Annotated in this window: 18 protein-coding genes; 6 read left to right on the top strand and 12 right to left on the bottom strand. The window is 64.3% G+C overall.

The annotated features are described in order from the left end of the window. The first annotated feature begins 194 nt into the window (after window positions 1-194). Genes ACDI39_RS18110 through ACDI39_RS18095 form a run of 4 tightly spaced genes read left to right on the top strand, consistent with a single transcriptional unit; the run spans window position 195 to window position 3,323 of the window. Window positions 195-1,583 carry a COG3014 family protein gene (locus tag ACDI39_RS18110; RefSeq protein WP_225787676.1) on the top strand — a complete coding sequence of 463 codons (1,389 nt, stop codon included), beginning with the start codon at window positions 195-197 and terminating at the stop codon, window positions 1,581-1,583. Between the two features lie 15 nt (window positions 1,584-1,598). Beyond that, window positions 1,599-1,967 (top strand): YcfL family putative periplasmic lipoprotein, encoded by a 369-nt coding sequence (locus ACDI39_RS18105; RefSeq protein ID WP_225787677.1) that lies wholly within the window; start codon window positions 1,599-1,601, stop codon window positions 1,965-1,967. Window positions 1,968-1,988: 21 nt separating this feature from the next. Beyond that, complete coding sequence (lpoB, locus tag ACDI39_RS18100) at window positions 1,989-2,576, top strand: penicillin-binding protein activator LpoB (RefSeq protein ID WP_225787678.1); 588 nt, start codon at window positions 1,989-1,991, stop codon at window positions 2,574-2,576. A gap of 3 nt (window positions 2,577-2,579) precedes the next feature. Beyond that, window positions 2,580-3,323 (top strand): penicillin-binding protein activator LpoB, encoded by a 744-nt coding sequence (locus tag ACDI39_RS18095; RefSeq protein WP_486536971.1) that lies wholly within the window; start codon window positions 2,580-2,582, stop codon window positions 3,321-3,323. A gap of 173 nt (window positions 3,324-3,496) precedes the next feature. Here ACDI39_RS18095 and ACDI39_RS18090 read toward each other — a convergent pair whose 3' ends face one another. Together ACDI39_RS18090 and ACDI39_RS18085 are read right to left on the bottom strand one after the other, a co-directional pair. Further along, a complete protein-coding gene (locus ACDI39_RS18090; protein ID WP_225787680.1) occupies window positions 3,497-3,952 on the bottom strand; it encodes an REP-associated tyrosine transposase in 456 nt (151 codons plus the stop codon). 258 nt (window positions 3,953-4,210) lie between these two features. Further along, a complete protein-coding gene (locus tag ACDI39_RS18085) occupies window positions 4,211-4,462 on the bottom strand; it encodes a DUF3077 domain-containing protein (protein WP_225787681.1) in 252 nt (83 codons plus the stop codon). 697 nt (window positions 4,463-5,159) lie between these two features. Here ACDI39_RS18085 and ACDI39_RS18080 point away from each other — a divergent pair. Continuing rightward, complete coding sequence (locus tag ACDI39_RS18080; RefSeq protein ID WP_317246587.1) at window positions 5,160-6,071, top strand: RHS repeat-associated core domain-containing protein; 912 nt, start codon at window positions 5,160-5,162, stop codon at window positions 6,069-6,071. A gap of 65 nt (window positions 6,072-6,136) precedes the next feature. On the opposite strand, the gene ACDI39_RS18075 is transcribed toward ACDI39_RS18080, so the two are convergent. The 6 genes from ACDI39_RS18075 to ACDI39_RS18050 form a co-directional block, all read right to left on the bottom strand. Then, window positions 6,137-7,555 carry an efflux transporter outer membrane subunit gene (locus ACDI39_RS18075; protein WP_410045085.1) on the bottom strand — a complete coding sequence of 473 codons (1,419 nt, stop codon included), beginning with the start codon at window positions 7,553-7,555 and terminating at the stop codon, window positions 6,137-6,139. After that, window positions 7,552-8,427, bottom strand: coding sequence for an efflux RND transporter periplasmic adaptor subunit (locus tag ACDI39_RS18070; RefSeq protein WP_225787683.1), 876 nt, complete (start codon window positions 8,425-8,427; stop codon window positions 7,552-7,554). The genes ACDI39_RS18075 and ACDI39_RS18070 overlap by 4 nt, the downstream gene beginning before the upstream one ends. After that, the gene (locus ACDI39_RS18065; protein WP_225787684.1) at window positions 8,424-8,636 is read right to left on the bottom strand and encodes a DUF1656 domain-containing protein; all 213 of its coding nucleotides are present in this window, start codon (window positions 8,634-8,636) and stop codon (window positions 8,424-8,426) included. The genes ACDI39_RS18070 and ACDI39_RS18065 overlap by 4 nt, the downstream gene beginning before the upstream one ends. Next, complete coding sequence (locus ACDI39_RS18060; protein ID WP_225787685.1) at window positions 8,633-10,720, bottom strand: FUSC family protein; 2,088 nt, start codon at window positions 10,718-10,720, stop codon at window positions 8,633-8,635. Before ACDI39_RS18060 ends, ACDI39_RS18065 begins: the two co-directional genes overlap by 4 nt. Further along, entirely contained in the window at window positions 10,717-11,169 is a 453-nt protein-coding gene (locus ACDI39_RS18055) for a MarR family winged helix-turn-helix transcriptional regulator (protein WP_225787686.1), read from the bottom strand. Before ACDI39_RS18055 ends, ACDI39_RS18060 begins: the two co-directional genes overlap by 4 nt. Before the next feature lie 143 nt (window positions 11,170-11,312). After that, a complete protein-coding gene (locus ACDI39_RS18050) occupies window positions 11,313-12,122 on the bottom strand; it encodes a tetratricopeptide repeat protein (RefSeq protein ID WP_486536970.1) in 810 nt (269 codons plus the stop codon). Window positions 12,123-12,329: 207 nt separating this feature from the next. Here ACDI39_RS18050 and ACDI39_RS18045 point away from each other — a divergent pair, with 207 nt between their 5' ends. After that, window positions 12,330-12,887, top strand: a complete 558-nt coding sequence (locus ACDI39_RS18045) for a WYL domain-containing protein (RefSeq protein ID WP_253168305.1) — start codon at window positions 12,330-12,332, stop codon at window positions 12,885-12,887. Window positions 12,888-12,933: 46 nt separating this feature from the next. On the opposite strand, the gene ACDI39_RS18040 is transcribed toward ACDI39_RS18045, so the two are convergent. From ACDI39_RS18040 to ACDI39_RS18025, 4 genes are read right to left on the bottom strand one after another with little or no spacing between them, the layout of a single operon-like run. Beyond that, window positions 12,934-13,797: an ABC transporter permease gene (locus tag ACDI39_RS18040; RefSeq protein WP_225787689.1), complete on the bottom strand. Its 864-nt coding sequence runs from the start codon at window positions 13,795-13,797 to the stop codon at window positions 12,934-12,936. Between the two features lie 14 nt (window positions 13,798-13,811). After that, window positions 13,812-14,675 carry an ABC transporter ATP-binding protein gene (locus tag ACDI39_RS18035; RefSeq protein WP_225787690.1) on the bottom strand — a complete coding sequence of 288 codons (864 nt, stop codon included), beginning with the start codon at window positions 14,673-14,675 and terminating at the stop codon, window positions 13,812-13,814. Between the two features lie 6 nt (window positions 14,676-14,681). Further along, complete coding sequence (locus ACDI39_RS18030) at window positions 14,682-15,701, bottom strand: ABC transporter substrate-binding protein (protein ID WP_253103454.1); 1,020 nt, start codon at window positions 15,699-15,701, stop codon at window positions 14,682-14,684. 19 nt (window positions 15,702-15,720) lie between these two features. Beyond that, window positions 15,721-16,620 (bottom strand): TauD/TfdA dioxygenase family protein, encoded by a 900-nt coding sequence (locus ACDI39_RS18025; protein WP_225787692.1) that lies wholly within the window; start codon window positions 16,618-16,620, stop codon window positions 15,721-15,723. Window positions 16,621-16,876: the final 256 nt, after the last annotated feature.

Genomic DNA, 16,876 nt, shown 5'->3' with positions numbered 1-16,876 from the left:
CCGGCTCAAGGCTCCCGGGCAGATTTCATGAAAAATCTTGAGACAATTCTCTGAGTGATGGCACTCGAGTAAAAAATGAGATCAACGGGCCATCATATAGCCATAACCTTCGTTATAATCCCGCCGCTTTTTGATAGCCATTTGAAATCACGGCGCTCAGCGCCTTCATTTGTTCCAGGGAAAGAAGATCAACGATGGTACGCGCCCTCCCCTTGGCGACCCTGCTCGCCGCCTTGCAGCTGACTGGCTGCGCCGCCTTCCGTAGCTACGACAGCGAACTGCAGCAAACCAACCAGCACCTGGTGGCCGGCAACGTCGATGCCGCCCTGGCCGTGCTGGAAAGCAATAACAAGGGCGAGGACAAGGACCTGCTCTACTACTTCGAAAAAGGCGAACTGCTGCGCTCCAAGGGCGACCTGCAAGGCAGCCAGGATGCCTGGCGTGCCGCCGACGATGTGGTGTTCCGCTGGGAAGAGTCGGTAAAACTGGACACCGAGAAGTACCTCAGCCAGTTCGGCAGCTACCTGGTCAACGACAAGGTGCGCCGCTACGAAGGCTACGACTACGAAAAAGTCATGCTGACCACCCAGATGGCCTTGAACCTGCTGGCGCAGAACGATTTCGAAGGGGCCCGCACCGAAATCAAGAAAACCCACGAGCGCGAAGCGGTGATCGCCGAGTTGCGCGACAAGGAATACCTCAAGCGCGAGGAAGAGGCCGAGAAGGAAGGGGTCAAGACCGAGTTCAAGGAGCTGCAGGGCTACCCGGTCGCCAGCCTCGACGACCCGGAAGTGGTCAACCTCAAGAACAGCTACCAGAGCGCCTTCAGCCACTACCTCTCCGGTTTCGTCTACGAGGCCCTGGGCGAAAAAGGCCTGGCCGCACCAGGCTACCGCAAGGCCGCCGAGCTGCGCCCGAACACCCCGTTGCTGGAGCAGGCCCTGCTGGACCTGGACAAGCACGACGCCAAGACCACCGACAGCGACGTGCTGATCGTGGTCCAGAGCGGCCTGGCCCCGGCGCGTGACTCCGTGCGCATTCCGTTGCCGCTGCCGATCGATGGCAACCTGGTGATCACCCCGCTGTCGTTCCCGGTGATGAAGGAAGACACCTCCACCGCCCACTTCAGCGAGATCTACCTGAACGACAAGGCGCAGCCGCTGACCGCCCTCAACAGCACCAGCGCCATGTCCCGCCGCGCCCTGCGCGACGACATGCCCGGCATCATCCTGCGCACCAGCGTACGTGCCATCACCCGTGGCGTCGCGCAGAAGAAGATGAACGAAGTCAACCCGCTGGCCGGTCTGGCCATGGGTATCGCCTCGGCCGTGGTCGAGGGTGCCGACACCCGCACCTGGCGCACCCTGCCCAACCAAACCCAGGTCGCCCGCGTGCGCCTGGCCCAGGGCGAACACCGTCTGAGCCTGCCGTCGAGCCTCGGCGGCAGCCAGATCAAGGTGAAGATCGAGCGCCCCTACCAGGTGGTCAGCCTGCGCGTGGTCGGCAACCAGGTCTTCGCCGGCGGCCCTGCCGTGGAAGTCGCGCCGCAAGCCCAGGACCAGGCCATCGCCAGCCTCAAGTAACCTCAAGGAACGAACATGCGCAGAACATGCCTCGCCCTGGTCGCAGCCGCCCTCCTGGCCGGCTGCGCCACCCCGCCCCCGGCCCCGGGCAGCGCCGCCAGCAAGGTGGTGACCATGGGCCAGCTGGATGACTTCGACATCGGCCCGATGCGCGTCGCCCGCGAGAACGGCTTCCTCACCGTCAAAGTGGGGCTGAACAACACCAGCCGCAGTACCCAGACCCTGTACTACCGCTTCGCCTGGCTGGGCAACGACGGGTTCCCGGTGGCCGACGAGGAAAGCTGGAAAACCCTCACCTTGTACGGCAAGCAGGCGAGCTTCCTGCCGGCCATCGCCCCGGTGCCCCAGGCGACTGACTTCCGCCTCGAAGTCCACACCCGGTAACCCCTTTCAGGAGCATTTTCGATGTTTGCACGCATTACCCTCGCCGCCCTCTCTATCGCCCTGGTCAGCGGCTGCAGCACCACCTCGCCGGTTCTTGGCGGCAAGAACATCAGCTACGGCGACAGCAAGGCCGTTGAGTTGGTGACCAACGAGTTCGGCTCCACCGACCTGCAGATGATCGCCGAGAGCATGACCCGCTCCCTGGCCCAGTCCGGCGTGCTGCACGGCCGCCCGGTGGTGCAGGTGTACGACGTGAAGAACAAGACCAGCGAGTACATCGATACCCGCGAAATCACCACCTCGATCAAGACCCAGCTGATGAAGTCCGGCGTGGCGCGCTTCGCCAGCGACAACACCGACATGCAGAGCCAGGTCGACCAGCTCAAGCTGCAGAACCAGAGCGGCCTGTACAAGAAGAACACCGTGGCCAAGACCGGCAACATGATCGCCGCCCAGTACCGCCTGGAAGGCTCGATCAGCTCCATCGTCAAGCGCAGCAGCGACTACAAGGACGTGTTCTACAAGTTCAGCCTGCAGCTGGTGGACGTGGAAAGCGGCCTGGCCGAGTGGATGGACGAAAAAGAAATCCGCAAGACCACGGAGCGCTGACCGATGCGTGCATGGATGGCAATGATCGGCCTGGCCTGTGCGTTCAGCGCGCAGGCGGCCCCGAAGGTCGCGGTCACCGACCTGGCCTACCAGGAGCGTGTGGAGCAGTACATCCACACCATCAACGCCCAGAGCAACCACCAGGCCGGCCTGTACCACGCCAGCGGCTCGGCGAGCTACAGCGAGCATGTGAGCCTGGAGAGCTATATCGAGCAGACCGAACTGCGCAAGTTCAGTGGCGATATCAAAGGCGAGATCCTCAAGAGCGGGATGTTCCAGCTGGTGCAGGGCACGCCCTACACCGCCTCGTCCAGCGAGAACGTCTACGACGTGATCGCGCGGATCAGGGGCGGTGCCTTCGAGGGGGCCGACTACGTGCTGTTCGGCACCTTGTCGGACATCGACTTCCAGCGCGACATCACCTCGCTGGACCATACCGACAGCTACTCGGCGGTGCTGGGCCTGAGCGTGGTGGTGGACTTCAGCCTGATCGACACCCGCACCTACGAGATCACCTCGGCGTTCACCGCCATGGGTGAGGGGCAGGACACCAAGCTGGTGAAAAGCCAGGATGCGCGGGTGACCCTGAACCGGCCGCGGGTGGTACGGGAGGCGTCGAAAGAGCTAGGCCTGGATGTGGCGCAGCAGCTGGCCGAGCAGCTGGGAGGCCCGTTGCCTGGGCAACCCACGCGGCCAACGGGCGGCGGCAACCTGCCGCCTGATGAGCCGGCGCAAATTCTGCGCTGAGCCTTGGGGGCTGCTTTGCAGCCCAATCGCTGGCAAGCCAGCTCCCACAGGGTCCTGCGGGGTTCACAAATCATGTGTCATGCAGAGAAAACTGTGGGAGCCGGCTTGCCGGCGATGGGGCGCGAAGCGGCCCCTGCGATACCGAGCCACTCGCAAGAGGGGCACGGTACCGATCAAAGCCAGACGGCATCCCAGTGCGGATAATCCCCAATCCTCTCAACCAGGCCGGCCCGCTTCGGATTCATGACGATATAGCGCGCCACAGCCTGCACATCCTCTTCCCGACGCAAAGCCCGATCATGAAATCCCTGCTGCCAGAATCGTCCGCTTCGCCCTTGAAGCGCATTGATTGCCTGGGTACTGCGCGACTTCACCCGTCGCATCAGGGTCTTCAGATCCACCGCACCCAACTCCACCAGCCAGTGGAAATGGTCAGGCATTACCACCCAGGCCAGGGATCGGGCGTCTCCTTCTTCATGCGCCTTGCGCAGCTGAGTGATAAGCAGACGAGCCACCTGCAGATTTCCCAGTACCGGGGCTCTGTATAGCGTCGTGCTGGTCAGCAGGTACAACCTGCCCGGTTCGGAGAATCGGCCGAGTCTCAACTGATTGGAATGGGGACGATCCATGTGCCCAGCTCCTGCTTTTTGCAGGCCAGGCTAGTGGCTGCGGCTTCGTTCGGACAGGGATGAATTGGCACCTCGTGTGTCATTTGATTCCCACAAGGGCTTCGCTCTTGATCGCTGGCAAGCCAGCCACAGGTTCCTGCTGTGCTCACGAATCATGTGTCATGCAGAGAAACCTGTGGGAGCCGGCTTGCCGGCGATGGGGCGCGAAGCGGCCCCACATGGCGGCTGGACGCCTCGCCCGACCGGTATTCTCACTGGCTACCGAGCGCGGTTCATCCCCAACTCCACGTCATTGATCAACGCCTTGGCCATACTGCTGAGCACCCGCGCCGCACTGCCGGCCAGCAAATCGCCTTCCATCTCCGCCTCGGTGGTCAGGTGACGAATACAGCCCAGGAGCATCGACAGTTCATCGAGGGCCCGGTCCAGGGGGACGCCAGGTTGTACCCGGAACAGCTCCAGAAAGGTTTCGACGCCTGCGGTGGTGCAGGCTTTCGGATCATTGCTCATTTCATCACTCCTTGACGTGATCGACTCACATTCGGTTCCGCACGCTGTCTAGCGCGTCGGGGATGGTCGTGTCGGAGTGGATGGAGAAGTGAATATGGGGGAACGAGCTTGGGACGAGGTGGATCGGGGACGAGCTTTTTCATAGTGAAGTTCCTATGTGCCGTAAGGAACTGCCTTCCTAGTCGTCTCACTGATTGAGGGTGGCAGTCGTACGCGGGGTGAGACCCGGGCCACATAGGAAACCCGACCAGGCCGAAGCCTGCCCGCGCACGACCGCCATAGCAAGCGGCGAAGTTCCAAGTGGTCCGGGGGTCTCAATCCCGATCGCCCGAAGGCGACCCGACGACGTTATCCGTGAGGCATTTCCCCGACAACACAGAAGCTTCCGCAAGATGCGTAGGATACTTCCCAAGCGCTCAGCAACTGAACCCTTTGATTCCACATTCGGAAATCCCCTACGGGTGTCGACGCAAGCAGCATCGGTACTCCGTTCCGTCGGCAGTGTTCGACTTCATTGAGCAGCAGGCCCAACGCACACTTTGTCAGGGCTCAGCCAGGAGCAATGGCTCCAGATCTGGCAGGCAACCATGTAAAACTTCGCTGCCTACCGATGAGGCCTAGCATTTTTACCAGTTGCTATTTATAAGCCGTGAGGACATGTTCATAGCACAGACGTCGTTCAATCCGGCATATCTCTATGAACTCTCAACTTTTTTATCAAGGCACATATCTTCGCAATAAGCTCAGTAGCGAGCTGCAGTGTTCATCGCTGCTGGTGAATACTACCCCCTATGCGGAATCCCTAGTCGCCCGGCACGGTCCTGAAACCATGCTACTCACTACCGACAACCAAGACTCGGTAATCCAAGCTCACACCACTAGTGCCACTGCATTTGCGGCTTATACCCCCTATGGTCATAACGTGCCAGAAGCTCGGCCTCTCTCCATGTATGCGTTCAATGGCGAATGGCGCGACTCGGTGACAGGTTGCTACCCACTGGGGACTGGCTATCGTTTCTTCAATCCCATCCTGATGCGTTTCCATTCTCCGGACGGCATAAGTCCTTTTGCTGACGGAGGACCCAACTACTACGCCTACTGTGCAGGTGACCCCATAAATTTTCAGGATCCAAGCGGCCATGTCCGCGTTCCGTTAGCATCGATATCGTTAAATCGAGGACCTCGCCCCTCAGTGCCACCCTTAACTCGCCGAATTGTTCGTAGGCGACTGGCCAGCACTCAAGTGGCGCTTCAGCAGGCAAGTGACCTGTCAAAAAACGCCCATAACCGAGCGGCCTCATTGGCGGCAACTGCCAATGAGGCCCGGCGCCTTGCGAACGCTGCTCAAACATCCCAACTCCGGAATAAGTACAACGCAGACGCCAATACCAATAATTCACTAGCCGCCCGAGCTCGTACTCTGGCAGAGGAACTAGCAAGAAAGGTAGAGCACCTGAAGAGTATTGCCGCCTCCCAAGCGCGACTTCTGGGCCAGGACAATCGCGAAAATCTCATCTCCTCCCCCCAAGGGCCAAATGTACGACGCCCTCTCGCTAGTCCTGATCCATTGCAGATAGAGGTCACACGGCTACGCCGAACGAACAACTGAGCTAACGACTCTGTAAATAGACCCCCACAAGCGCCACGATGAGCCGCAAAACGGCCCTATTCCCCTCAAGGCTGGGCAGCCTCCTTCCACCCCCCACCCAGCGCCAGGAACACCCCGATCTGCCCCATGGCCACCTGGCTATTCGCCGCCGCCAACTGTGCACGCATGTCGGTATAGGTCCGGGTCGCCTGCAAGTCCGCCAGGAACGACTCGCGCCCGGCCTGGTAATAGCGATGGGTTTGGTCGGCCGCCTCCTTCGCCGAGCGTTCGGCCTCGGCCAGGGCATCGCGCCGCTCCAGCAGTGCGCTGTACTGCGCCAGGCGGGTCTGGGTCTCGCGGATGGCGTTGAGCACCACCCCATCGAAATGCGCCAGGGCGGCCTGCGTGGAGGCCTCGGCTTCGCGGATGCGGGCGCGGGTGCCGTTGGTGGGGATGGTCCAGCTCACCAACGGGCCGAAGCCCCAGCGGTTGGTCGAAGGTTCGCCGAGGTTCTCGAGGATACCGATGGTGCCGACCTGGGCACCGATGCTGATATTCGGGTACAGCGCGCCGGTGGCCACGCCGATGGTCGCGGTGGCAGCGGCCAGCTGGCGTTCGGCCTGGCGCACGTCGGGGCGGCGCTTGAGCAACGCGGCGCCGTCGCCGATCGGGATCAACTGGGCGATATGTGGCAGCTCGGCGCAATCAGCAGTACCAGCCGGCAGTTGCTCGACTGGCTTGGCCAGCAGCGCGGCCAGGGTATACAGGCCCGCCTCGCGCTCGGCCTGGAAACGCGGCAGCTCGGCACGCAGCGACTTGAACTGGGTCTGCGAGCGGGTGACCTGGGTTTCGTCGCCACGGCCGGCATCGCGCAGGCGCTGGGTCAGTTGCACGCTCTGCTCCTGCAGGTCGAGGGACTCGCGGGCGATGTGGTACTCCTCGTTGGCCGAGCACACCTGGGTGTAGGCCTTGACCACGTCGGCCACCAGGGTGATGCGCGCGGTGTCGGCCGCGGCCTGCACGGCATCGGCGTTGGCCTGGGCCGCCTCGGTGCCGCGCTTGAAGGTGCCCCACAGGTCGAACTGGTAGGAGGCACTGAGGATGGCTTCGCCGATATTGGCCACCGGTACCTTCTCCGGCAACAGGAAGGCTTCGCCAGACTCCTGCAGGCGCTGGGCAGCCACCTTGGCACCGCCGCTGAAGCCCCCCTGGGACTCGGCCACCTCGACCTGGGCACGGGCCTTGGCGATGTTGGCCGCGGCTACGCGCAGCTCGGTGTTGGCGGCCAGGGCCTGGCGCACCAGCTCGTTCAGGCGCGGGTCCTGGTACAGCTGCCACCAGTCCTCCGGCACCGGCGCCGAAACCACGCTGTCGGCATCCTGGCGCAGCGGGCCGTTGAGGTCGCTGCGCTGTACGGCTGCGTCTTTCGGCAGCTCGTAGTCCGGGCCGACCATCGCACAGGCACCGAGGGACAGCGCCAGCCCCACCAGCATCAGACGTTTCATGGGTGCTGCCCCTCGATGATCGACACCGTGGCGGTACGCCCGGCGATCATGCGAAAGTCCTCGGGCACCTCGTCGAAGGCGATGCGCACGGGGATGCGCTGGGCCAGGCGCACCCAGCTGAAGGCCGGGTTGACGTTGGGCAGCAGGTTGGCGCCGCTGGTGCGGTCGCGGTCCTCGATACCGGCGGCCATGCTCTGCACATGGCCGCGCAGGCGGGTGTTGTCGCCCATCACGCGGATGTCCACGGCATCGCCGATGTGGATGCCGCTGAGCTTGGTTTCCTCGAAGTAGCCGTCGACGTGATAGGACGCGCTGTCGACCACCGACAGCACCGGCCGGCCAGCGGTGACGAACTCGTGGGCACGTGGGGCGCGGTCGTTGAGGTAACCATCCACGGGGCTGCGCACCACCGAGCGGTCGAGGTTGAGCTGGGCGGTATCGACCGCCACTTGCGCCTCGTTCACCGCCGAGCGGGCACGGGCCTCGCGGGACTGGCTCTCTTCCAACTGCTCGGCCGCCACCAGGTTGCCCAGCTTGCGGTTACGACGGGCCTCGCGGGAGGCCTGGGCCAGGGTCTCCTGGCGCTCGGCCAGGGTCGCCTGGGCCTGGCGCAGGGCCAGGGTGAAGCGGTCCTGGTCAATGGTGAACAGCACGTCGCCGCGCTTGATCATCTGGTTGTCGCGCACTTCGACCTTCTGGATCAGCCCGGAGACATCCGGGGCGATCTGGATCACGTCGGCGCGGATGTGGCCGTCGCGGGTCCAGGGCGCGAACAGGTAGTACACGACCATCTGCCAGACCAGCACGGCCGCGAACGTCACCACCAGCAATGTCAGGACCACACGGCCCAGGGTCAACCAAGGTTTTTTCATGTCAGCATCAGGTTTCGGCAAAAGTGATCCACCGCACCGAGCAGCACGGCGTAGAGAGCAACGTTGAACAACGCCCGGTGCCAGACCAGGCGGTAGAAATGCAGGCGCACCAGCACGGCGTGCACGCCCAGGAACAACAGGTAGGTGAACACCATCATCACCAGCAGCGTAGGCAGGAACACCCCGCTGATATCCAGATCACCGATCACAGGGGCGCTCCATCGATGCCATGGGGCAGTTGCGGTTGGTCAGCGGGTTCGAGCATCACCTCCACCCCAGGCAACAGGGCCAGGCGCAGGCCGCTCAGGGCATGCAGCAGGTGAACGCGGGCATCGCCACGATCATGGAACGCGTCCAGGGCCAGGGCCTGGCGGGCACGCTCCATGTTGCGCAGCAGCGCCGCCGGCGCGTGCAGACGCTCATTGGCACGCAGGCAGGCGGCGTAATGCGCGCCGACTTCCTCGACCACCGTCTGCAGGCGCTCACGGGCCTGCTGGCCGACCCGTGGCAGGTAGGCCAGCAGGTCGAGCAGGTTCAGGCCCACGCGCAGGTCGCGCAGGGCCACGCCACTGTCCTGGCCGGTCTGCGACAGGCGCGGCAGGTGCTGCATCAGGCGGTCGAGCATCTGCACGCCGACCTGACGGTGCTCGGCCAGGGTCGCCGGTTGGGTCATCTCGACGATGTCGCGCCAGCTGAAACGGGTCAGGCGCTTGGCGGCCAGCTCCACGCCGAACGGGCGCAGCAGCAGGGTCCAGATGAAGGCGAACAGCAGGCCTACCGGGCCAGCCATGTTGGCGTTGATGAAGGTCAGGAAGTCCGCGTCGTAGGCACCCTGGATGCTGATGAAGGTGGCGGTGTTGACGATGGTCAGCAAGGTGCCGAGGTAGAAACGCGGCTGCACGGTCAGGGTACCGACGCAGATGAACGGCACGGCGAAGGCCAGCACCAGCATCGGGAAATCGTGCAGGTTGGGCAGCACCAGGAACAGGTAGACGCTGGAGAAGATCACCGACATCAGCGTCCAGAAGAAGAACCGGTAGATCTGCGGCGCCGGGTCGTCCATGGCAGCGAAGAAGCTGCAGGCCACGGCGGCGAGGATCACCGCGCTGCCACCATCGTTCCAGCCGAGCAGGATCCACAGGCCGCTGGCGACGACGATCGCGGTGACGGTGGAGAACACCGAATAGAGCATCAGGCCACGGTCGAAGAACGGCGTCAGGCGGCCCAGGCGCCAATGGCGATAGACCGCGCGCCAGGGCGTGGCGTCGTCCTTGCGCAGGGCGTGCTGAAGGGTGCAGCAGTCCTGCCAGAGGTCGATCCACTCGGTGAGGCGGTAGAGGGCGTTGGACAGCAGCAGCTCGGGGCGCTGGTCCAGCGCGGCGGCGCTGGGCTGCAGGCGGTCGATCCGCTCGCGCAAGGTGGTCCAGCGCGCCACCGAGGCATCCTCGGCGGTGCCTTCAAGCCACGCGCGAGCCTCGGCCAGCACAGGCTGCAACTGGGCGAACTGGGCCGGGGCGCGGCCTTCCAGGGCGACCAGGGCGTCGTCCAGGGCATCGATCACCGGCAGCAGGTGGATCATCCGCCCGCGCAACTCGCGGGCGTTCTTCAGCGTATGCGGGCCGGCGCCTTCATGGCCGAGCTGGCCGATCATCATTTCCAGGCTGTTGAAGGTGGCGACCATCGAGGCACGCAGGCCGCCGACCTTGTCGGCCGCGACCTCGCGGGCCAGGTAGGTGTCGCTGTAGCGGATCGCCTCGTTGAACCAGTTGCTGGTCGAGCCCACCACCACCGGCGCCAGGCGACGCGGCCAGAAGATCGCCCCGACCACCGCTGCGCAGACGATGCCCAGGCAGATCTCCTGGGCGCGCGAGGACGCCACGTCGAACACCGCCAGCGGGTTGTCGACCACCGCCAGGGCGATCATCGGCAGGGTGTAGCCGGCCAGCATCAGCACATAGTTGTTGGCCGTGCGCAGGTTCAGCGAGAGGAACAGCAAGGTACCGGTCCACAGGGCGATGGCGATGGACAGCAGCAAGGGCGACTGTACCAAGGGCGGCACCAGCAGGACGGCCCCACCCGCGCCAAGCAGGGTGCCCAGGGCGCGGTACAGGGCCTTGGAGCTGGTCGGGCCGACGAAGGGGCTGGAGACGATGTACACGGTGGCCATGGCCCAGTACGGACGAGGCAACTGCATGAGCAGGGCGATGTACAGGGCGATCATGGAGGCGGCGAAGGTACGCACGCCGTAGAACCAGTCGCGGGCCGGTGGTACCGAGCTGAAGAAACCGTTCATGCGACCCCGCCTGAGGTCCCGAGGCCAGCGTCCTCGAAGGCGCGGATCACCCGCAGGGTGGCCTCCAGATCGGCCTGGTCGATGCCGTGCAGCACTTCGCGGCGCAGGCGTACCAGCTCGCCTTCGATGGACTCGGCCAGGGTTCGACCCTGGGCGGTCAGGCTCAGGGCCTTGGCGCGGCGGTCCAGCGGGTCCTCGCTGCGGCAGACCAGGCCGGCCTTGCACAGCTGGTCGAGCAGGCGCACCAGCGATGGGCTCTCCAGGCCGGCGGCCTGGGCCACCGCCACCTGGTGCACACCATCGCCCAGGCGCACGATCATCAGCAACGGCACGGCGCAGGCCTCGGAGATACCGTAGCTGGTCAAGGCCGCATGGCAGATGCGCCGCCAATGACGAGCGGCCACGACCATGCCGCTGCTGACTTTCAGGTGCAGTGCATCAAGCGTCATGTGAGGAACCGAGGATATTCATAGTTTGCTAACTATCAATATACGCCTTGCCCTCCCCCTGTCGTCAACAGGAGGTGACGCAGAGATTGGATGAAAGGTTGTTCATCCAAGGGGGGCTGGCCTCTGCGTGGTGGTCTGGTTATTCAGGGCTGGATCTGGTCTTCCAGCTTCATGGTCAACGCCAGGCTGCTGCCCATCTGGATCGCCTGGTCACGCCAGGCCAGATAACGCGCACCATCACGGCTGCTGAAATGCACCGCCAGCTCCTCGGCCGCCTGCATCACCCCGGCGGCGGCGGCCAGTTCGAGCCAGTACAACGCGGCCTTCATATCAGCCTGCACGTAAAGCCCATGCAACAGCCGATAGCCCACCTCGAAGCGGCAGCGCGCCTCGCCGTGCTGGGCTCCTCGCAGGAACCACTGGTAAGCCGCCCGCGAGTCGACCTGCCAGCCCAGCGCCGCGTCGCAGACCTCCTCCTCGTAGAGATCGCCCAGCGCCGCCGCGGCATGCGACATACCCCGCTCGAACGCCTGGCGATAGCATTCGGCAGCCTGGGTATAGGAGATTTCCATACCCTTGCCGAAATAGTGCTGCTGGCCCAGGTTGAACCAAGCCGTGGCACTGCCTTGCAGGGCGGCCATGCGCAGCAGGTGCCCGGCCAGCACCGGGTCGGCGCGCCAATACTTGCCGTTGAGCCAGATCCAGCCGAGGTCGTTGAGCGCCGCCACGCTGCCCTCCAGGGCCTGGCCACGCAGGTCGGCGTACACCGCCTGCAGGTCGACAGCCTCATCCAGGCGATCGACCAGGCTGAAGCGCTCGCCCGGTAATGCCTGTTGGCTGGGCAGGCCGATGCTGGCGAAATACCTCTGGCGAGCGGCACAGGCTGGCGCCGAAGCGATCCGCTCGGGCAGCAGGCGAGCAAGCAGCGGGTGGATGTTGCTGGCAGCAGACATGTTCATCCTCATTGAACGACCCACAGCCCCGGCTGCGACCCTGATGAGGCGAGATTCTGCGCGACGCCACGACAAAACCTGTCGCGAACGATTCGATCCAGGGCAACCAATTGCGTCTTCCTTGATCTGAGCACGGCATGGCTAATTGCCATGCCCCTATCATTGCCGCCATGCTATTGCGGCAAGCCTAGACAAGGACGTTACCTTTTGCCGTTCGCCACCACTCGAGCCACCCTCAGCCGTCAGTGGGCGCTGTTGCGCCAACTGCCCAGCCGCTCTCCAGGCATCACCAGCGCCGAACTGGTATGGCGCCTGCGCGATGTAGGCTTCAACGTCAGCAAGCGCACGGTCGAGCGCGACCTCAATGAGCTGTCGCTGATCTTCCCGTTGGAGCGCAATGACAAGAGCATTCCATTCGGCTGGCACTGGTCGGCCAGTACCGTGGGCGAATTGCGGGGCAATTTCGACCTGCAGGGGTATCTGCGCAGCGACACACTGCAGCCGCCCCAGGGTGAAGGCCTGGAGCTGCAGGCCTGGATCAGCGACGCCCTGGCACGCCAACTGCGGGAGGCGCCGCTGACCGCCGACATGCAGCTCACCGCGCAGGAACAGGGGCACCGGTTGCGGGCTACGGTCAGCGATGGCTGGCCGCTGCGCTGGTGGTTGCTGAGCCAGGGGGATGGCTTGGTGGTGGAGCAGCCGCGGGAGTTGCGCGAGGAGATTGCCAGGACGTTGGCCAAGGCGGCGGCGTTGTATCGGGACTAGGGGCTGCCTTGCCGGCGATGGGCCGCGAAGCGGCCCCACCTGGCAGCTACCGCTGCATCCCCCAACGCCTCACGGTCAACCGCTCCAGGGTATTGAACACCAGCCCTTCCACCAGCAGCCCGATGAGAATCACCACCGCCAGCCCGGCAAACACCTTGTCGGTGTACAACTCGTTGCGGTTCTGGAAGATGTACCAGCCCAGCCCGCCCTTGCCGCTGCTGGCGCCGAACACCAGCTCGGCGGCGATCAGCGTGCGCCAGGCGAAGGCCCAGCCGATCTTCAGCCCCGAGAGGATCGACGGCAGCGCCGCCGGCACCAGGATGTGCAGCACCAGCCGCAGGCCGCGCAGGCCATAGTTGCGCCCGGCCATGCGCAGCGTCTCGGAAACCCCCAGGAACCCCGCATAGGTGTTCAGCGCCAGGGCCCAGAGCACCGAGTGCACCAGCACGAAGATCAGGCTGTTGTCGCCCAGGCCGAACCACAGCAAGGCCAGCGGCAACAGCGCGATCGCCGGCAGCGGGTTGAACATCGACGTCAGGGTGCCCAGCAGGTCGCGGCCGAGCTGGGTCGACACCGCCAGGCTGGTCAGGCCGAAGGCCAGGACAATGCCCAACACATAGCCCTTGAGCAGCACCACCAGCGAAACCCCGACCTTGGCCAGCAATTCGCCACTGAGCAGGCCATCCCACAGTGCCGTAGCGGTCTGCAGGAAGCTGGGCAGCAGCAAGTCGTTGCCGGTGTAGTGGGCGGCTGCCTCCCAGAGAGCGGCCAGCAGCACCAGGATCACTGCCTTGCGCAGCCAGCCCTGCTGCCACAAGCGCTGGACGATGGGCAGTTCGCGCTCGAGCGCTACCCCTGGCAGCGGCGCCAGTTGCACCTCGTATTCCTGCCGTGCAGGTGTGGTCGTCATGGCTGAGGCTCCTGTCAGTAGGCGATGCGAATATCGTTGAAACCCAGCTCGCCCGCCTGTTCAGGCTCGCTGGCCTCGTCGAACAACAGGCGGTGGATGCGCCGGGCGCTGGCCTGGAAGTCGACGCCACCGAGGCTGCCCAGGTCGTACTGGTGGCTGTGCACCTCGGCACGCACCCGCCCGGGATGGGGCGAGAGCAGCAGGATGCGGTTGCCCACCACCAGCGCTTCCTCGATGGAATGGGTGACGAACAGCAGGGTGAAACGCACCTCCTCCCAGAGCAGTAACAGCTCTTCCTGCATCTTGCGTCGGGTCAGGGCGTCGAGCGCGGCGAACGGCTCGTCCATGAGCAGGATCTTCGGCTGGGTGGCCAGGGCCCGGGCGATCGCCACCCGCGCCTTCATGCCGCCGGACAGGGTATGCGGGTAGGCATCGGCGAACGCCGCCAGGCCGACCTTCTCCAAGTAGTGCAGGGCCCGCGCCTCGGCCTCGACGCGCTTGAGCTGCCCGGACACCAGCAGGGGGAACATGACGTTCTGTTTCACCGTCTTCCAGGGCGGCAACTGGTCGAACTCCTGGAACACCACGATGCGGTCAGGACCGGGGCCACGCACCGGCTGGCCCTGCAACAGGACCTGGCCCTCCCGCGGTTCGATGAAGCCGGCCACGGCCTTGAGCAAGGTGGACTTGCCGCAACCGGAAGGCCCCAGCAGGACGAAACGGTCGGCACGGTCGACTTCGAAGCTGACCTGGTGGGTGGCCCGCACCACGCGCTGCGCCGTGCGGTACTCCAGGCTGAGGTTGTCCACCTGCAGCAGCGGTGGTGTGGCGACATGGCTCAGGTTGCTGGCCGTGTGGCCTGGCAATGGGGCGGTCATGGGCGATCAGCTCCCCTGCAGCGGGCGTTCGTCCTGGAAGAAGTAGTCCTTCCACGACTCGGGCTTGTGCTTGATGGCGCCGACCCGGTAGAGGAAATCGGCCAGCTTGTAGGTGTTCTTCGGCGTGACGGTGAACTCGTACTGAGGGTTGTCGATCAGGCGAATCAACGCGTCGCGGTCGATCTTGGCCTGGGTCACGCGGATGTAGGTGTCGGCCGCGGCGGCCTTGTCCTTCTGAGCGAAGTCCGCTGCCTCGGCCAGGGCATCGACGAAGGCCTTGTAGGTCTTGGGGTTGTCCTTGCGGAATTTCTCGGTGGCGAATAACAGGGTCGGCGAGTTGGGGCCGAGCAGGTCGTAGCTGTTCAGCACGACATGCACATCCTTGTTGGCCAGGACCTGGTCCTGGAACGGCGGGTTGGAGAAGTGCCCGTTGAGCTCGGTGCCGCCGGCCAGCAGGGCCGCGGTGGCGTCCGGGTGCGGCACGGCCAGGGTATATTTGTCCAGGCGCGCGTACTCCTTGTCGCCCCACTGCTGGGCGGCGGCGTACTGGAGGAAACGCGACTGCACCGACACGCCCACGGCAGGCACGGCGATACGGTCCTTGTCGCTGATATCGGCGATGGTCTTGACGTTGGGGTTGCTGCTGACCAGGTAGTACGGGAAGTTGCCGAGCGACGCCACGGCCTTGACGTTCTGCCGACCGCGGGTGCGGTCCCAGACCGTGAGCAGCGGCCCGACGCCGGCACCGGCGATGTCCACCGAGCCGGACAGCAGCGCGTCGTTGATCGCCGCGCCGCCGGAGAGCTGGGCCCAGTCGACCTGGATGTCGATACCCTGCTCCTTGCCGTGTTTCTCGATCAACTGCTGGTCGCGGACCACGTTGAGCAGCAGGTAGACGATGCCGAACTGCTCGGCGATGCGGATCTTGCCTTCGGCCTGGGCCACGCTGGGGGCGGCCAGGCTGCCGACGACCAGGCTGGCGCCCAGGCCGATGCTCGCCGCCAGGCGGCTGATGGATTTGCGCATGGGAACTCTCCTGATGAGGTCAGAACGGGGCATCGCCCTGGATGGTGGTGCGGTACAGCTTGCGCCGCAGGTGTGCGGGGCAGCCGGTGGCCAGGTGGATCAGCGAGCGGTTGTCCCAGAACACCAGGTCATGGGGCTGCCACTGATGGCGGTAGATGTTCGCTTCGAGCACGCTCAGGGCGTAGAGCTGCTGCAGCACATCGCGGCTTTCGTCCTCCGGCAGGCCGACGATGCGCGTGGTGAAGCCTTCACTGACGAACAACGCCTTGCGGCCGTTTTCCGGGTGGGTGCGCACGATGGGGTGGATGACTTCCTTGACCTGGGCGAGCTGCTCGGCGGTCAGGGTCGGTCGCCAGTTACCCTCGAACCGGGTCTCGGCGTAACGCGCGGTGTAGGAGTGTGCCGCGCTGCGCCCCTCGACCACCTGGCGCAGCGCTTCGGGCACCGCCTCCCAGGCCTTGTGCATGTCGGCGAAGAGGGTGTCGCCGCCTTCGCTGGGCAGCTCCTGGGCGTGCAGCATGGAACCAAGGCTTGGGAGCTCCTTGTAGGAGAGGTCCGAGTGCCAGAACTTGCCGGCATCGCCCAGGCCGATGTTGCGGCCGTCTTCGATGATGTTAGAAACGATGAGGATCTCAGGGTGCCCTTCGAGCAGGAACTGCTTGAGCACATGGATCTGCAGCTCGCCGAAACGGCGGCTGAAGGCGATCTGCTGCTCTGGAGTGATGCGCTGGTCGCGAAACACCAGGACGTGGTGGTCGAGGTGGGCGCGATGGATTCGGCTGAAATCCTCGGTGTTGACCGGCCTGGCCAGGTCGAGACCGACGATCTCGGCGCCGACGGCACCGGCGAACGGGCGGATTTCAAAGGATTGCGGCTGGGCGCTGTCGATGGACGACAAGGCGTTCGAGGCGGCTGGCATTGTTCACTCCCACGCAGTGCGCGACTTCAGGGCGCGCAACGATTAGAAACGCACGGGGATTTCCCGTGTGGGTTCAGGTCGTGCGGCGCGCCGATTGGTCGGCAGGTACGCAGTGGGAGTAACTATAAAAGCATAAGAAATATTATTTAAATATCTTTAAAGAATATTGATATGGCGGGTTTCATGGCCTTTCAAGATGCCGATCGGGCTCAGCGGTGTTCGCAGAACAGGTGTCATGCAGCAGATTCTGGGCTGC

The sequence above is a fragment of the Pseudomonas sp. Tun-23181 genome, from assembly GCF_057415455.1.
The sequence above is the reverse complement of the archived record's forward strand: the minus strand, read 5'-3'. Positions and strand labels throughout refer to the sequence as shown.

Excerpts from the sequence above, each read along its gene's own strand:
- ACDI39_RS18035 (WP_225787690.1), bottom strand. The coding sequence starts at position 14,675 with ATGACCGCCCCATTGCCAGGCCACACGGCCAGCAACCTGAGCCATGTC.
- ACDI39_RS18080 (WP_317246587.1), top strand. The coding sequence starts at position 5,160 with ATGAACTCTCAACTTTTTTATCAAGGCACATATCTTCGCAATAAGCTC.
- ACDI39_RS18030 (WP_253103454.1), bottom strand. The coding sequence starts at position 15,701 with ATGCGCAAATCCATCAGCCGCCTGGCGGCGAGCATCGGCCTGGGCGCC.
- lpoB (WP_225787678.1), top strand. The coding sequence starts at position 1,989 with ATGTTTGCACGCATTACCCTCGCCGCCCTCTCTATCGCCCTGGTCAGC.
- ACDI39_RS18040 (WP_225787689.1), bottom strand. The coding sequence starts at position 13,797 with ATGACGACCACACCTGCACGGCAGGAATACGAGGTGCAACTGGCGCCG.
- ACDI39_RS18085 (WP_225787681.1), bottom strand. The coding sequence starts at position 4,462 with ATGAGCAATGATCCGAAAGCCTGCACCACCGCAGGCGTCGAAACCTTT.
- ACDI39_RS18095 (WP_486536971.1), top strand. The coding sequence starts at position 2,580 with ATGCGTGCATGGATGGCAATGATCGGCCTGGCCTGTGCGTTCAGCGCG.
- ACDI39_RS18105 (WP_225787677.1), top strand. The coding sequence starts at position 1,599 with ATGCGCAGAACATGCCTCGCCCTGGTCGCAGCCGCCCTCCTGGCCGGC.
- ACDI39_RS18070 (WP_225787683.1), bottom strand. The coding sequence starts at position 8,427 with ATGAAAAAACCTTGGTTGACCCTGGGCCGTGTGGTCCTGACATTGCTG.
- ACDI39_RS18050 (WP_486536970.1), bottom strand. The coding sequence starts at position 12,122 with ATGTCTGCTGCCAGCAACATCCACCCGCTGCTTGCTCGCCTGCTGCCC.
- ACDI39_RS18055 (WP_225787686.1), bottom strand. The coding sequence starts at position 11,169 with ATGACGCTTGATGCACTGCACCTGAAAGTCAGCAGCGGCATGGTCGTG.
- ACDI39_RS18110 (WP_225787676.1), top strand. The coding sequence starts at position 195 with ATGGTACGCGCCCTCCCCTTGGCGACCCTGCTCGCCGCCTTGCAGCTG.
- ACDI39_RS18075 (WP_410045085.1), bottom strand. The coding sequence starts at position 7,555 with ATGAAACGTCTGATGCTGGTGGGGCTGGCGCTGTCCCTCGGTGCCTGT.
- ACDI39_RS18025 (WP_225787692.1), bottom strand. The coding sequence starts at position 16,620 with ATGCCAGCCGCCTCGAACGCCTTGTCGTCCATCGACAGCGCCCAGCCG.
- ACDI39_RS18090 (WP_225787680.1), bottom strand. The coding sequence starts at position 3,952 with ATGGATCGTCCCCATTCCAATCAGTTGAGACTCGGCCGATTCTCCGAA.
- ACDI39_RS18060 (WP_225787685.1), bottom strand. The coding sequence starts at position 10,720 with ATGAACGGTTTCTTCAGCTCGGTACCACCGGCCCGCGACTGGTTCTAC.